This is a genomic window from Gordonia sp. (in: high G+C Gram-positive bacteria) (assembly GCF_049647785.1).
GTDB lineage: Bacteria > Actinomycetota > Actinomycetes > Mycobacteriales > Mycobacteriaceae > Gordonia.
The window spans coordinates 1-14,670 of the sequence record NZ_JBARYI010000061.1 but is presented as its reverse complement, the minus strand read 5'-3'; the positions used below and the strand labels follow the sequence as shown (position 1 = coordinate 14,670).

13 protein-coding genes are annotated in these 14,670 nt (G+C 63.2%); 6 read left to right on the top strand and 7 right to left on the bottom strand.

The window, feature by feature from the left end:
• The first annotated feature begins 123 nt into the window (after nt 1-123).
• Together WBA38_RS09820 and WBA38_RS09815 are read left to right on the top strand one after the other, a co-directional pair.
• Nucleotides 124-600 carry an Hsp20/alpha crystallin family protein gene (locus WBA38_RS09820; protein ID WP_424295562.1) on the top strand — a complete coding sequence of 159 codons (477 nt, stop codon included), beginning with the start codon at nt 124-126 and terminating at the stop codon, nt 598-600.
• A 261-nt stretch (nt 601-861) separates the two neighbouring features.
• Nucleotides 862-1,434, top strand: coding sequence for a TIGR03086 family metal-binding protein (locus WBA38_RS09815; protein ID WP_424322591.1), 573 nt, complete (start codon nt 862-864; stop codon nt 1,432-1,434).
• Between the two features lie 6 nt (nt 1,435-1,440).
• Here the strand turns inward: WBA38_RS09815 and mfd are convergent, their stop codons facing one another.
• From mfd to WBA38_RS09790, 5 genes are all read right to left on the bottom strand, one after another.
• Entirely contained in the window at nt 1,441-5,043 is a 3,603-nt protein-coding gene (mfd, locus tag WBA38_RS09810) for a transcription-repair coupling factor (RefSeq protein WP_424322590.1), read from the bottom strand.
• A gap of 29 nt (nt 5,044-5,072) precedes the next feature.
• Complete coding sequence (locus tag WBA38_RS09805) at nt 5,073-6,323, bottom strand: Dyp-type peroxidase (RefSeq protein ID WP_424322589.1); 1,251 nt, start codon at nt 6,321-6,323, stop codon at nt 5,073-5,075.
• Entirely contained in the window at nt 6,320-6,850 is a 531-nt protein-coding gene (locus tag WBA38_RS09800; RefSeq protein WP_424322588.1) for a copper chaperone PCu(A)C, read from the bottom strand. Before WBA38_RS09800 ends, WBA38_RS09805 begins: the two co-directional genes overlap by 4 nt.
• Nucleotides 6,851-6,921: 71 nt before the next feature.
• Nucleotides 6,922-7,497, bottom strand: a complete 576-nt coding sequence (locus WBA38_RS09795; protein ID WP_424322587.1) for a hypothetical protein — start codon at nt 7,495-7,497, stop codon at nt 6,922-6,924.
• Between the two features lie 34 nt (nt 7,498-7,531).
• Nucleotides 7,532-8,047 (bottom strand): N-acetyltransferase family protein, encoded by a 516-nt coding sequence (locus tag WBA38_RS09790; RefSeq protein ID WP_424322586.1) that lies wholly within the window; start codon nt 8,045-8,047, stop codon nt 7,532-7,534.
• Nucleotides 8,048-8,089: 42 nt separating this feature from the next.
• Here WBA38_RS09790 and WBA38_RS09785 point away from each other — a divergent pair, with 42 nt between their 5' ends.
• The gene (locus tag WBA38_RS09785; RefSeq protein ID WP_424293913.1) at nt 8,090-9,478 is read left to right on the top strand and encodes an amino acid permease; all 1,389 of its coding nucleotides are present in this window, start codon (nt 8,090-8,092) and stop codon (nt 9,476-9,478) included.
• Here WBA38_RS09785 and WBA38_RS09780 read toward each other — a convergent pair.
• Both WBA38_RS09780 and WBA38_RS09775 read right to left on the bottom strand, forming a co-directional pair.
• A complete protein-coding gene (locus WBA38_RS09780) occupies nt 9,435-10,157 on the bottom strand; it encodes a TetR family transcriptional regulator (protein ID WP_424293914.1) in 723 nt (240 codons plus the stop codon). The genes WBA38_RS09785 and WBA38_RS09780 overlap by 44 nt on opposite strands.
• 57 nt (nt 10,158-10,214) lie before the next feature.
• Nucleotides 10,215-10,871 carry a TetR/AcrR family transcriptional regulator gene (locus WBA38_RS09775; protein ID WP_424322585.1) on the bottom strand — a complete coding sequence of 219 codons (657 nt, stop codon included), beginning with the start codon at nt 10,869-10,871 and terminating at the stop codon, nt 10,215-10,217.
• Between the two features lie 195 nt (nt 10,872-11,066).
• Here WBA38_RS09775 and WBA38_RS09770 point away from each other — a divergent pair, with 195 nt between their 5' ends.
• The 3 genes from WBA38_RS09770 to WBA38_RS09760 all read left to right on the top strand — a co-directional run bounded on the left by WBA38_RS09770 (nt 11,067) and on the right by WBA38_RS09760 (nt 14,534).
• Nucleotides 11,067-11,861: an SDR family NAD(P)-dependent oxidoreductase gene (locus tag WBA38_RS09770; RefSeq protein ID WP_424293916.1), complete on the top strand. Its 795-nt coding sequence runs from the start codon at nt 11,067-11,069 to the stop codon at nt 11,859-11,861.
• Between the two features lie 76 nt (nt 11,862-11,937).
• The gene (locus WBA38_RS09765; protein ID WP_424322584.1) at nt 11,938-13,065 is read left to right on the top strand and encodes a DUF5938 domain-containing protein; all 1,128 of its coding nucleotides are present in this window, start codon (nt 11,938-11,940) and stop codon (nt 13,063-13,065) included.
• Nucleotides 13,062-14,534 (top strand): class I adenylate-forming enzyme family protein, encoded by a 1,473-nt coding sequence (locus WBA38_RS09760; RefSeq protein ID WP_424322583.1) that lies wholly within the window; start codon nt 13,062-13,064, stop codon nt 14,532-14,534. Before WBA38_RS09765 ends, WBA38_RS09760 begins: the two co-directional genes overlap by 4 nt.
• Nucleotides 14,535-14,670 lie beyond the last annotated feature (136 nt).

Here is a 14,670-nt window from a genome sequence, read left to right as displayed (position 1 = left end):
CCGAGAATCGGGATGCCAGATATCTGGCACTCTCCCACCGAGAGTGCTAATATCGGTGTCGCACAGTGATCGGATTCACCGACCGCCGGGGTCGGTGGACAGGGATTTAGGAGGTGTGTTGCTGTGCTTGGATTCGACCCATTCAATGATCTCGACGCTCTCACCCGCGGCCTTCTCGCCGGTCAGCAGAGTGGCACTTCGCGAACTCCGCGGTTCATGCCCATGGATCTGTTCAAAATCGATCACCAATACGTCTTGACCGCAGACCTCCCGGGCGTCGACCCGGGATCGATCGACGTCAGCGTTGACAACGGCGTACTTACCCTCTCCGCACAACGCTCCCTCGCGTCCGACGACAGCGTCAAATGGCTCACGAGTGAGCGCTTCGCTGGCACGTATCGACGACAGGTGACACTCGGCGAGGGCATCGACACCGCCGCCATCAGTGCACAGTACGACAACGGTGTACTCACCGTCACGATCCCGGTCGCCGAGAAGGCCCGGCCGCGGCGTATCGACGTCCAGCAAGCGGACAAACCGCGCGCAATCGCTACGGGACCCAACTCGGACACGAACTCGTTAGAGTCGACGGCTTCGTAACTGGGGGTGCCGTGGCACGGTCACCGTGCCTAACCGCCACTTTCCTGACTGACCGATGTCGGAATTGAGGAGGTGCGAATCAAGCGAATTCATTCAGAGTATGTTCCTTCCGTCTCGCAGCGCCTGGCGGCCTTCTCCCCGAAGGCCGCCAGGCGTTGCGTCCGTTTGGGCGCTGCCACTCATCGAGCCACGCGATGCTGACTGCCGTGCCGTGTCGCGAATCTTCAATACCAGCCGGGCCGACGAGCATAACGTCGAAGCATGGACACTTCAGCAACCCTCCTTCGCCTCCTCGACCAACTCGCAGATCTGCTCGACGCCGCAGCCGACACCCCTCCGACCGCCCCGACACCGTGCACCGAGTTCGACTTCCAGACCCTCCGCAGCCACGTGGTCGGCTGGCTCACTGCCTTCACCGACGGCTACACCAGCGCCGATCACCGCTGCAGCGACCCCGACGCCGTCACCGTCGTGGGGAGCGGCGCAGATCAAGTCCGTAGCAACCGTGCCCGCCTCGCCGAAGCCCTGCCAGCTGCGCTCGCCGATCCGCTGTTCATCGGCGAATCGGCAATGCCCGGAGACATGGCCGCGTCGATGATTTTGTGGGAGTACCAAGTCCACGGCTGGGACTTGGCACAAGCCGCAGGGCTGCCGTGGGCACCCGACAGCGATGGTCTCGAAGCATCGATCGCCTTCGCCCCGAACATGTTGACCCCCGATTTCCAAGGCGAGGGCAAGATTTTTGCACCGGCCGTCAAAGTGGCCGACGACGCTTCCGCGATGGATCGGCTGGCCGGGATGTCCGGGCGGGCGCCACTCACTTCGGTTGGGTAACCGGCGCTATGTCTCCAGCGGCGCGATGGTCTGCAGGAACGTCACGATGTAGTCGATGAGTTCGGTATCGCGGAGACGGGCCGAACCGACGCCACCGGTCCGTGGGATCGGAACCGTGATGACCTGCGTGGCCGCACGGTACGACGCCGACGAGTACATCCGCGACAGTCGAACCTGCTGGCTGTCGAGGAGCAGCATCGGCGAAATCCGGATCGACTGCCCCGCCACACCTACTTCGGTGACGCCGCGTTCCCGGCAACGGATCCGCAGCCGGGCGATCGCCGCCAGGCGTTGCGTTTCAACGGGCGGCTCGCCATAGCGGTCGACGAGTTCACTCATCACTTCGTCAACATCGTCGTCGCTGGTGGCCGACGCCAACTTGCGGTACGCCTCCAAACGAAGCCGATCGGCCTCGACGTACTCCACCGGAATGTGCGCGTCGACGGGCAAGTCAATGCGGACCTCGCCGGTCTCCTCAGTTTCGATCGTCTTGCCGTCGGCCGCCGCGCGATACGCCTCAACGGCCTCACCAACCAGCCGCACGTACAGATCGAATCCGACGCCTGCCACGTGCCCGGACTGCTCGGCACCGAGCACATTGCCTGCGCCGCGCAGTTCCAAGTCCTTCAGCGCCACGGCCATACCGGCACCGAGTTCGTTGTTTTGCGCGATCGTCGCGAGACGGTCGTAGGCCGTTTCGGTCAGGGGCTTGTCCGGGCTGTACAGCAGGTACGCATACCCTCGTTCACGACTACGACCAACGCGGCCACGCAACTGATGCAGCTGCGACAAACCGAAGTTCTCGGCGCGATCGAGAATCAACGTGTTGGCATTGGAAATGTCGAGGCCGGTTTCGATGATGGTGGTACAGACAAGGATGTCGTACTCCCGATCCCAGAATCCCTGCACGGTGCGCTCGAGTTGTTCCTCGCCCATCTGCCCGTGCGCGACAACAACCCGCGCCTCGGGCACCATGTTCGCGATGTGCTTGGCCGTCTTGTCGATGGTCGAGACCCTGTTGTGCACATAGAACACCTGACCGTCGCGCAGCAGTTCACGACGAATCGCGGCCGCCACCTGCTTGTCGGAGTAGGCACCGACATAAGTGAGGACCGGGTGGCGTTCTTCCGGCGGAGTTAGGATCGTCGACATCTCGCGGATGCCCGCCATCGACATTTCCAGGGTTCGTGGGATCGGCGTCGCCGACATGGTCAACACGTCAACATGGGTTCGGAGCGCCTTGATGTGTTCCTTGTGTTCGACGCCGAAACGCTGCTCCTCGTCGACGATCACAAGGCCGAGGTCCTTCCAGCGGACACCGGTCTGCAGCAGTCGGTGCGTACCGATCACGATGTCGACCTCACCGGACGCCATCTGCGCCAGAATCTCTTTCGACTCGGCGGGCGTAGTGAAGCGCGACAGTCCGCGCACCTTCACTGGGAAACCATCCATGCGTTCGGTAAACGTTTGCAGATGCTGGCCAGCGAGGATGGTCGTCGGAACCAGCACCGCCACCTGCTTGCCGTCTTGCACGGCTTTGAACGCGGCGCGCACGGCGATCTCCGTTTTGCCGTAGCCGACGTCACCGACGACGACGCGGTCCATCGGGATGGGTCGTTCCATATCGGCCTTCACTTCGCCGATCACCGTCATCTGATCGATGGTTTCGGTGTAGTCGAAGGCGTCTTCCATTTCGCGCTGCCACGGGCTGTCCGGGCTGAACGCGAACCCGGGGGCGGCATGGCGTGCGGCGTACAACTGCACCAGTTCACCGGCAATCTCGCGGACCGCCTTGCGCGCCTTCTTCTTGGTGTTGGCCCAGTCGGAACCGCCGAGCTTGCTCAGGCCGGGCTGCTCGCCGCCGACGTAGCGCGAGAGTTGGTCGAGCGAATCCATGGGGACAAACAGTCGGTCCCCCGGTTGGCCGCGCTTGCCGGGGGCGTACTCGATGACGAGATATTCGCGGCGGGCCCCGGAAATCACGCGTTCGATCATCTCCACGAACTTGCCGATGCCGTGCTGATCGTGGACGACGAGATCGCCGGCCGTCAAAGCCAACGGATCGACTTGATTGCGTCGCTTGGCGGGCATCCGCCGACCGTCCTTGGCACCGACCACGCGCGCACCGGTGACGTCAGCCTCACTGGCAATCACCAGCCCCGCCGACGGGCACACGAGACCGCGCCGCAGGGTGCCGTGATAGATGCCCACGGCGTCGTTCGGGGGTTCCTCGCCTGGTTCCATGAGCTTGGCTGGCACTTCGGCTTCGCCAAGTCGATCAACAAAGCGTGCCGCAGTGCCGCGACCCGCTGCGACCAACGCCGCACGACCGCCAGAAGCAATCTGCGCGCGGAACGCGGTCATCAGGTCGGCGAGTTCCGCGGGATTGCCATGCGGTGCCGGACCGGGTTGCAGGTCAAGTTCGAGTTCGTCCCCCGACCCCGTCGACAGCGGGCTCATAGTCCACCACGACTGCCCTGCGGCGAGGGTGGCGGCCTGCACTTCGTCGACGCCACGGTACGCACTGGCCGACAGGTCGATCGATGGTTCACCCGCTGCGACCGGGGCCATCGCACCGAGCGCTGCCGCGTTCCACGATGCTTCCAAGAACTCGGCACCCGTGCGCGCCAGGTCGACGGCGCGGGTGCGAACCTTCTCCGGATCGAGCACCAGGACGCGGGTGCCCTCCGGCATCGCCTCGGTGAGCATTTGCATCTGGCCGTCGACGAGCGCCGGGATCAGCGCCTCCATGCCGTCGACGGGGATTCCCTCGGCGAGCTTCGTCAGCATCTCGCGCAACGATTCGTCGGCCGTCGTCTCCGCCAGTTCGCCGGCGCGTACACGGACCGCCTGCGTCAGTACAAGTTCGCGGCACGGATGAAGGTGGACGACGGAAGTGTCGATCTCGGGTTGGGTGCGCTGGTCGGCGACCGAGAACGCCCGAATGTCGGTGACTTCGTCGCCCCAAAACTCCACGCGCACCGGATAGTCGGCAGTGGTCGGGAAGACGTCGAGAATGCCGCCGCGGACCGCGAACTCACCGCGCGTACCGACCATGTCGACGCGCTCGTACGCCATCTCGACGAGTTGCTCGATGAGGCCGTCGAAGTCGATGTCGGCGCCTTCGGTAAGGGTTATCGCACGCATGGCACCCAGCCCCGGCGCCATCGGCTGCACCAGCGACCGCACCGTCGCGATCACGACGCGCAACGGTGCGACAGTCGGATCGGCGAGCCGCGACAGCACCGCGAGACGCTGCCCGACGGTATCGGCCGACGGCGAAAGCCGTTCGTGCGGCAGGGTTTCCCACGACGGGAACTGAGCAACCACCGGCGTCCCGTGGGGGCCGGTTGGCAACAGTTCCGTGAGCTCTGCCGTCAGATCGTCAGCCTCACGACCGTTGGCCGCCACCACCAGAACCGGGCGCTCGGCCTCACTGTCCCCGCCGCTCGCCAACTGCGCGACGACGAAAGGGCGAGCCGCATCCGGTGCCGTGATGGCCAATTGCGCCTGATCCGCACGATCGCGAAGCAGCCCGAAAGCTGCGTCACGAAACGCGACGGGGACAAGGCCGGACAGGGATGGGCGCGACACCGCAGGCGTGGACACCCCTAAATACTAGGCAACGCCCCAATCTTCTAGGAATTGCCAGCGACATTCCAGAGCGTAGCGCCCAGCGGATGTGATTCAGTCGCACCCGGCAACACGGCGTACACGGCCGAACCTATCGGTGTCGTCCACACGTTGAGGTCGTCGTGGTCGGCCAAGCGCTGCTGGACCGGCACATACTGGGTTACCGGATCAGCCTGGTAGGCGGCAAAAATCAGGCCGCTATTGGACGTATCCGACGACCCCGGTTCCGGCGGATCATCGTAGTTGTAGGCGCGCCGCAGGAACTGCTCGGCTTCACTTCGACGATGCGCTCGCGCGATGTGCGACGACGCCGGTATCACCGGGATCCCGCCGCGCGTGGCCGCAAAGTTCGGCTGGTCGAACTCGTCACTGCCGGTCAGCGGCGCACCATTGTCGAGGGTCCGGCCCGTCGACAACTCCCGTCCGCGGCGGTCGATCCCCTCCCACGTATCCATGTTCATCGCAATCCGACGCAAGACCAAGCTGGTGCCGCCCGCCATCCACGATTGTTCGCGGCCGTCGTTCCAGAGCAGCTTGTCGAAACTGTCGGAGGGCGGTTGTACGGTGCCATCAACCTGGCCGAACAAGTTACGCATGGTCCCGGTAGCCATGCCGGGGCTGTTCCGGAAGCCGCGCTGCACCCAGCGGACGCGAGCACTGCGCCGCACCGAGGCGGTCAGCATCCGCGTAGCGTGCGCCAGCGTCACCGGATCGTCCGCGCAGAGTTGCAAAAGCAGATCAGTCTGCCCCCACCGGGGGTCCAACCGGTCGATACTGAACGGCGGCAACGGTTTCAGCCACGACGGCCGGTGCGGCGCCAACTGCTTGGCCCGGAAAGCCCGGTCGCCAACACCAACGGTCACCGTTAGGTTCGACGGTATCCGCGCCAACTCCGGTTCGGTGTCCGACAAGCTCGGCTCACCTTGCGTCAATCGCGCTGCATCCTGCGTCCACAGGGCTAGGACACCCGCGAAGGTCGAAACATCGGACGGATCCACCAGATCGAGTCCAACATATTGCGCGTGCGCGGGCGCATGCGTGGTGATCCCCGACTGGTGTTCGCCGTAGAACGGCACGGTGCCAACTCCCGCGGCGGGGTCGGGCGAGATGACTCCTCGCCCCAACCCCACCGCAGCGGCACCCACGCCGAGCCCCGCCAAACCGGCACCGCCGGTCAGCAGGGTTCGGCGCGACAGCCTTGCAGTTGGCCTAGTCGTCCCGTTCGGTTCGGGTGTCCCAGTCGGCTCCGTTGTCACTTATGCGAGCCGGAGTGCTCCGGCTCGCCCGGCGTGTAGTTCTCCTGGTTGCCGTCAAAGTCGCGGGCCAGCGCGTCGAAGGTCGTAGTCGAACCGTCGGCATACCGCAGGCTGAAAGCGACGGACTTACCAGTTGTGATGGGCGCCGGGATACCCATGAGCATGAGGTGCTCGCCGCCCGGCTTCAACGTGACGGAACCCTTGGCCGGGATCACAAAACCGCCGTCTTTCTGGCGCATCGTGGTGCCGCCGGAACCGTTATCGACCACCTCGTGCATCTCGGTGGTCGTGGCCGCCGCGGTGTGCGCGGACACGATCCGGATGTCGGAGTCGGACGAATTGTGCAGGGTCCCGAACGCAGCCGTCATTCCGGACGGTGCGGCCTTGACCCACTGGTCGGTGATGGTCACCGAATCGGCTTCGGTCCCCGAAGAATCGCTACTGCCGCAGGCGACGAGCGTCACCGAGGTCAGTGCTGCCGCGGCGAGCATGGTCAGGGAACGGATGAGAGTGCGGCGTTGTGCCATGGTTGTATCAACTTTCGTGCATGCATCTGATGTCCCGGCTGTCAGAACAACAGCCGGGTGTGGAAACGGAATCAGATGTGCACGGGTGGTCCGCGGACTCCCGCAGCGGCCCGCATCGGCGCGGGCGTAAGGGTGGCAACCTGCCGGTCGACCTGGGAGGTAACAGCTTCGACCTGCGACGACACTCCGAGGCTGAGGAGTCGCCACAGGTGGGCGATATTGTCACCGCAAGCCCGGCTGAGTCGTTCCGCAACGAACAGGACGCCCGCGGCGGCAGGCACGGCCAATAGGTGCCAGGTAAGCATCAGCGATCCGGGCACCATGGCTGTTCCGTGATGGCCGTCAATGACACTCAGGACGACGTGTGCGGCGGCCTGGCCAGCGGTCAACGCAGCCAACACGCCCACCACCGAGACCTTGATCCGGCCTGCGACCCGCGCGCGTTCCACCGAGCGAACTTGCCCGGCGCGAACCAATCCAACGCAGAACGCGAGACCGACCAGCACAACGAGTTGTGTGGACGAAGGGATGTGACCGCCACCCAGCGAGTGTGCAGCGATACCCAGGACCAGGGAGACGATTGCCGCCAGCAGGCCGTGCGCGGTCGACGAGACCTGCGCACCACCCGACGTCGGAGCAATCAACACGGCCTCCAGACTACTACCGACTGTCGTTGCGCCCCTATTTCGTTACCGGCACCACAAACTGCAGGTATACGCAGCCGACCCATCTGTCGAACTTGCGGCCTACGCCCGCCGACCGACCAACCTCCACAAACCCCAACTTCTGGTGCAGCGCTACCGACTCGGGCACTTCGTCGGACACCATGGCCATGATGTTGCGCGTCACTGACGGATCGACGGCGTCCAGCAGCGCCGACAGCAGTCGCGTGCCCAGCCCACGACCGCCAGCATCCGGGCGCAGGTAGATGCTGTCCTCGGCAGTGAACGCCCAGCCCGCTCGGCCACGGAACACTCCCAGATAGGCATAGCCGAGAATCTCGCGGACCCCTTCGGCCTCATCCACCAGCACTAAGAAGGGCCTTCCACCGTCGACGATCGACTGCAGTTTGCGTTCCCAACCGTCAACCGACAGCGGTTCCAAATCGAACGTCGCCGTCGAGTTGATCACGTAATGCCGATAGATCTCAGCGACCTCGGGCAGGTCAGCGATGGTAGCGGGACGAATGCTCAGCATGGGCTGATTTTGCCGCATCGCCAAGACGACTACGCTCGTGCAGTGGCCAGTTCCGGAAGAGAGCCCCTCAAAGTTGCCGATGAAGGCAGGCTCCAAGGTGGCTTGAAGCCTCGGCATCTGATCATGATGAGCCTCGGTTCAGCGATTGGTGCCGGCCTGTTCGTCGGGTCCGGTCAAGGCATTGCGCTCGCCGGTCCAGCGGCGCTCCTCGCCTACGCGATCATCGGCCTCATCATCGTTTCGGTGATGCGAATGCTCGGCGAACTCGCCGCCGCCGACCCCAATCCGGGCGCGTTCTCGTACTACGTCGGCAAGTCATTGGGCCCCGGTGCCGGATTCATGATGGGTTGGCTGTGGTGGATCCAAATGACGCTCGTCGTCGCCGCCGAGTCGCTCGCCGCGGCCGAAACGCTCAACAGCCTTATCGGCGTCTTACCGGTGTGGGCGTGGGCGCTGACATTCATGATCGTCTTCACCATCCTCAACCTCACCGGCGTCTCAAATTTCGGCGAACTCGAATTCTGGCTATCACTCACCAAGATCGTTTTCATCGTCCTATTTCTGGTTCTCGGTGCCGCGTATCTGTTCGGGTGGACTGCTGAACCGTCGCCGGGACTGAGCAACGCCGGCGAGTTCTTGCCTCATGGTTTCGGCGGTCTCACCGCGGCACTGCTGGTTATTGCGTTTGCCTTCGGTGGCATCGAAATCATCGCGGTCGCCGCTGCGGAGACGCACGATCCGGGGCCCAGCGTGTCGAAATCAATCCGCACCATCGTGTGGCGAATCCTGGTCTTTTACGTTGGCTCCGTGGCCGTTATCCTGCTGGTCCTACCCGCAGATGACCCCCAAATGCTCGAATCACCGTTCGTCGGAGTCCTCGACAAAGTTGGCTTGCCCGCCGTCGCGACCACCATGGGCGTCATCATCGTGGTGGCACTGCTGTCGTCGATGAACGTGAACCTCTACGGCGCCTCGCGCATGTTGTTCTCCCTGTCGGTGCGCAACATGGCCCCCAAGGTCGCATCCAAAACTGCCACCAACGGTGTACCGGTCGCCGCCGTGCTCGCCAGCATCGTCGTCGGATTCCTGGTGGTTCCCGCCGTCTACCTGTGGGGCGACCTCGTCCTAACGCGACTCCTGTCGATGGTCGGTTCCACGCTGTTGGTGACGTGGCTGGCGATTACCTCTGCGCAGATCGTGCTGCGCCGTCGCGCCGACGCCGCAGGCACCCACCTACCGATGAAAATGTGGGGATTTCCGGTCCTGTCGTGGTTGACGCTGGCCGCCCTCGTCGCGATTGTTGTACTAGGCCTCACTACCGACTCGGTCCGCAATCAGATCCTGTCGACAGGCGCACTCGTTGTCGTTCTCTGGGTAATCGGGACGGTCATTGACCGTCGTCGGAAGGCTCCGAAGCCCGCCGGTGCATAGTCGGCGGAGTCGGTTCTTTGTACTCGGCGTCGACCAGGATCGGGTCCGGATCCAACCGGGTCAGTCCGTTCCAGCACAGGTTTACCAAATGCGCAGCAACCACTTCCTTCGGCGGTTCTCGCACGTCAAGCCACCATTGGGCCGTCACTGAAACCATGCCAACGAGAGCTTGGGCGTAAAGCGGCGCGAGACCGGGGTCGAAGCCGCGACGTTCAAAATCACTGGCGAGCAGGTGCTCCACCTGGCTGATCGCGTCATTCAGCAGGCTCGAGTAGCGGGTGTCTTCATCGACGATCGCCGATTCGCCACGAACCAAGATCCGGAAACCGTCGGTCCGCTCCTCCATGTAGGTCAGCAAAGCGAGCGCGACCTGCTGGATTCGATACAGTGACCGGTTCTTCGTGAGTGAACTCGTCACCATCTCCAGAAGGGTTTCCATCTCGCGGTCGACGATGACCGCGTACAGCCCTTCTTTCCCTCCGAAGTGCTCGTAAACGATGGGTTTCGAAACGCCAGCACGCTGCGCGATCTCCTCGATCGAGGTGCCTTCGTATCCGCGCTCGGCGAATAGCCCGCGGGCAACTTCAATAAGTTGCAGCCGACGCTGCGCTCCCGTCATTCGTGCACGCGGTGCCTTCCGAACTTCTTCCGTGCCGTCCGCGGGCCTGCTGATCGCCATGACGCCATCGTAGTGTTAGCTGGCCCCCGACCGGGAAGCGCGAGCGCGAACCGTCGGCTAGTTCACGACGACGAGTGCCCCGACCAGCGCATACAACTGCTCGGTCAACTCCTTGGCGGCATCGACGTCACCGGAGCTTCGACGCCGCACTGCGCGCTCAAACAGCCCGTCGAGGCTGGCATAGGTACCCGCAGAATCCAGGAGCGGTTGTCCCCCGGCCAGTGCCGCGTACTCCCGGACGATGCGCCAGACCATTGCTTCTAATTCGTCGTCGATCGCTCGCACGTCCTCGCGAAGCGAGACCTCAAACACCGCCTGCATCCGGAGGTCGTACCAGAGCTTGTGGGTCGAGAGATCGGCTTCCATCGTGGCAGTCAACCGCTGAGCAAATCGCAGACGAAGCGATTCGGCATCACCGGCACCGTCGAGCACGTCGTCGTAGGAGGCGATGCATTCACGCTTGTAGAGGTTGACGCAGTGGGTGATGAGGTCGAGTTTGTCGCTGAAGTAGTAGTGCAGAACGCCGTGGCTGTACTCCGAATTGGCCGCGATTTCTCGCAACCCGGTCGCCGCGTAGCCGCGTTCGGACAGCGCAGACAGCGCAGCTCTAGCGAGTTCGTCTCGCTTAGTCGCGACTTTGTCGGCGCGTCGTGCAGCACCGCGGGCTGCGGGCGCGACTGATTCTCCCCGGGGATCAACCACGTTGGTCGTCACGGCGCACCTCCTCTGCGGTCGTGTCGGGGGCCATTCGCCCCAGCATAGCCCGCAGATCTCGCGTCGAGCGCAAACGACCTCAAACTTTCTTGACAGTTGTCAAACTTTTCTCTTGACGATCGTCCAGAAATGACTAGTGTGATGCCCACCACTTGAAATGGAACTGGGCATCAGCCCTCACCGAAGGAGAACTCCATGAGTGTTTTCGATCTGACCGGCCACCGCGCACTTGTGACCGGAGGCGCGCAGGGCCTCGGGGAGGGGATGGCACGTGCACTCGCGACTGCGGGGGCCTCCGTTGTCATCGCCGATCTGCAAACCGACACCGCAGCAACTGTTGCCGCGTCCCTCGGCGACGGTCACGGTGCAGTCCATCTGGATGTCACCGACGAAGACAGCTGGACTGCCGCGATCGACGGCGCGCGCACCCAACTCGGAGGGCTCGACATCGTCGTCAACAATGCTGGCGTCGAGATCAGCGAACTGATGACCGAAATCTCGGTCGCCGCAATTCGCGCCCAGCTGGATGTCAATGTGCTCGGTACTGCGCTCGGTATCAAGCACGGGTTGCGCGCGATGCGACCCGGCGGCGCCGCTGGCCAGGGCGGCGTCATCATCAACGTCGCCTCCGTCGCTGCCACCATCGCTTTCCCCGGCATCGGCATCTACTCCGCCACCAAGTCCGCTATCGACCGCATGACGAGGGTCGCCGCGATGGAAGCGGGCAAGCTCGGCTACGGGGTTCGCGTCAACTGCGTATACCCCGGACTCGTACCAACTGAGATGGGCACCGGCCTCGCCACCGACATGGCCGAACTCGGCCTGTTCGGATCTGCCGAAGAAGCTGTCGAAACCGTCGTCAGCCTCACTCCCAGTGGACGCCTCGGCGAAGTGCGCGACATCGCCGACGCCGTGACATTCCTCGCCTCCGACGCCGCCCGCTTCGTCAACGGCGTCGGCCTTCCCGTCGACGGCGGAATGGGCATGTAACAGTCCCCACGCGCATCCCTTCACCTTCCAGACACACCAGCAACCATGCACTCGAAACTCTGCATAGGAGCAACCCATGAGTAGCAAGCACGTCATCGTCTACGGCGCATCCGGGTACACCGGCCGTCTCATCTGCGAATTCCTCCGCCACTACAACATCTCGTTCACCGCCGCCGGGCGCGACGAGGACCGACTTCAAGAATCGATGACCTCCCACGTTCCCGGTATCGAAACCGCCGACTACGAGGTCGTCGCCGTCGAGCACTCGGTCGACGCGCTCACCGACCTCTTCCGCGGCAGCTCGGTGGTTCTCAACACCGTCGGACCGTTCATTAAACACGGCGACGCAGTTGTGCAGGCCGCCCTTGCCGCCGGTGCGCACTACACCGACACCACCGGCGAACAAGACTGGCTCATTCACTGCGAGGAGCAGTTCAGTTCCGACTTCGCAGCCGCCGGCCTACTCCTGGCTCCCGGCATTGCTCAGATGTATACGACAGGTGAGATCGCCGCACAGATCGCGCTCGAGACACCCGGCGTCGACACTCTCGACATAGCCGTCTTCTGGGGTGGAAGTCCGACGATCGCCTCGACTCGGACCATTCTGGTGAACGCCGCCGGAGGCGCCGCGTACTACTTGGAGCAAAACCAGTACGTACCCTTCGATCCCGGTCAAGGATTGGTGCCGCTCGTAGTTCCGGGCCAGCACGAACTCGCGCAGTCTCTCCCCTGGGGCGGTACGTCGCACCCGGTCTGGTTCAAGAATGATCCGCGAGTCGCGAACTGCAAGGCGCAGGGCGGCGTCTTCAACGCCGCGCTGATGAACGGTGTTCCCGTCATCGTGGCCGATGCGCTCGAGGCCACGAAAGACATGACTCCCGAAGACCGCGACGCCGCTCTCGACGCGGTAGCCGCGCAGGTAATGAACACGATGCCGCCTCGAGAGAATGCGCGCATCAACAAATCCCTCGATTCAGTCCACGCATCCGGACCGCTCGGTCGCGCGCACGTGGTGATTCACGGCAATAACAACTATCAGCAGACAGGTCTGCTGCAGGCCTACGCCGCCTACTCGCTTCTACAACAGGCCCCACGTCGGGTCGGACTCGCTTCGGCCTGCCAAGCCTTCGGTCACCGAGAACTCGAAGGGGTGCTGCGGTCCTTCGGATTCATAGCGCCACCGATCGTGACGGTGCACGCATGAGTGGCCTGCCTATCCCCGCGCTACCGCGCACTCGTGCCGACGCCGCTCCCGATGCCCCAGCTCTCGCAGACGACAGGCTCGAACTGAACAACTCCACCTTCGCCACGACGGTGGACGCCGCCGCCAGCCGCCTGCACGCGGCTGGTGTCGGGTCTGGTGATGTGGTGGGGCTACTCCTGCCGAATAGAGTCGAACTCGTCGTAGCGATCTTCGCTGCCTGGCAAGTTGGAGCCGCAGTTACGCCGATCAACCCTGCTCTCGCACCACCCGAAATCGATTTTCAGGCCCACGACGCAGGTTGCCGGGTGCTCGTCGTCGAATCCGGCCAGCCAGTCCCGGATATCACCACCGTCGCCTGCGATGACCTGCTGAAAGCTGACGGCACCGCACCGACGCCGGTAGTCGTGCAGCCAGCAGACCTTGCACTCCTCATCTATACCGCCGGCACCACGGGAACGCCGAAGGGCGTCATGATCACCCACGGCAACATCGATGCCATGACCTCTACGTTCGTCACGCACTTCGCCTTCACCGAACACGATCACAGCCTGCTGGTGCTGCCTCTCTTTCATGCCAACGGCGTAGTGCTCGGCACCCTCAGTCCCTTGCGCGCTGGTGGTCGTGCGAGCATCGTCGGTCGCTTTCGAACGGAAGAATTCTTTCCCGCCGTCGAAAAGTACCGACCCACGTACTTTTCTGCGGTGCCAGCCATCTACGCAATGCTGACGGCGTTACCAGCGGAGGTCGTGCCTGATACATCTTCTTTGCGGTTTGGAATCTGTGGCGCCGCTCCGATGCCTGCGGAACTCATCGAAAGATTCGAATCGCGATTCCACGTGCCGATCGTAGAAGGCTATGGGCTATCTGAGACGACCACCGCATCCGCGATAAATCCCCTCGACGGACCCCGAAAGCCCGGGACTGTGGGACCACCGCTACCTGGCCAACGGATCCGTATCGTCGATGCTTCGATGACTGATGTCCCTGTGGGGCAGACCGGGGAGGTGCTAATTGCTGGAGATGTCGTGATGGCTGGCTATCTGAATCGGCCGGAGGCTACCGCTGAGACAATCGTCGACGGTTGGCTTCGTACCGGTGATGTTGGCCGATTCGACGATGACGGCTATTTGCGCCTCGTTGACCGCGTCAAGGACATGGTGATTCGAGGCGGCGAAAACATCTATCCGAAGGAGATAGAAGAACAGCTTTACCGGGTCGACGATGTTTTTGAAGCCGCTGTGATCGGCCGGCCCCACGAGATCCTCGGAGAAGTCCCCGTCGCGTACGTTTCACTGCGACCCGGAGGCTCATCAACTGCGGAATCTCTCCTCGAGGATCTACGCATCAATCTCGCGCCTGTGAAGTTGCCCGTTGAAATACTGTTCCTCGACGAAATCCCAAAGAACCCGGTTGGGAAGATCGATAAGCCAACGTTGAGACGCTCAGACAAGAGCAAACGGAAGGCCTGAAACAGACCCGCAAATGAGTCAAGCCCCCGAACCATTGCTGGTTCGGGGGCTTGGCTTAAATTGTGTTCGGCGGTGACCTACTCTCCCACACCCATTACAGTGCAGTACCATCGGCGCAGGTGGGCTTAGCTTCCGG

Bases quoted from the DNA above. Each gene is read 5' to 3' on its own strand.
- WBA38_RS09815 (WP_424322591.1), top strand. From the start codon at position 862: ATGGACACTTCAGCAACCCTCCTTCGCCTCCTCGACCAACTCGCAGAT.
- WBA38_RS09770 (WP_424293916.1), top strand. From the start codon at position 11,067: ATGAGTGTTTTCGATCTGACCGGCCACCGCGCACTTGTGACCGGAGGC.
- WBA38_RS09790 (WP_424322586.1), bottom strand. From the start codon at position 8,047: ATGCTGAGCATTCGTCCCGCTACCATCGCTGACCTGCCCGAGGTCGCT.
- WBA38_RS09780 (WP_424293914.1), bottom strand. From the start codon at position 10,157: ATGGCGATCAGCAGGCCCGCGGACGGCACGGAAGAAGTTCGGAAGGCA.
- WBA38_RS09800 (WP_424322588.1), bottom strand. From the start codon at position 6,850: ATGGCACAACGCCGCACTCTCATCCGTTCCCTGACCATGCTCGCCGCG.
- WBA38_RS09760 (WP_424322583.1), top strand. From the start codon at position 13,062: ATGAGTGGCCTGCCTATCCCCGCGCTACCGCGCACTCGTGCCGACGCC.
- WBA38_RS09765 (WP_424322584.1), top strand. From the start codon at position 11,938: ATGAGTAGCAAGCACGTCATCGTCTACGGCGCATCCGGGTACACCGGC.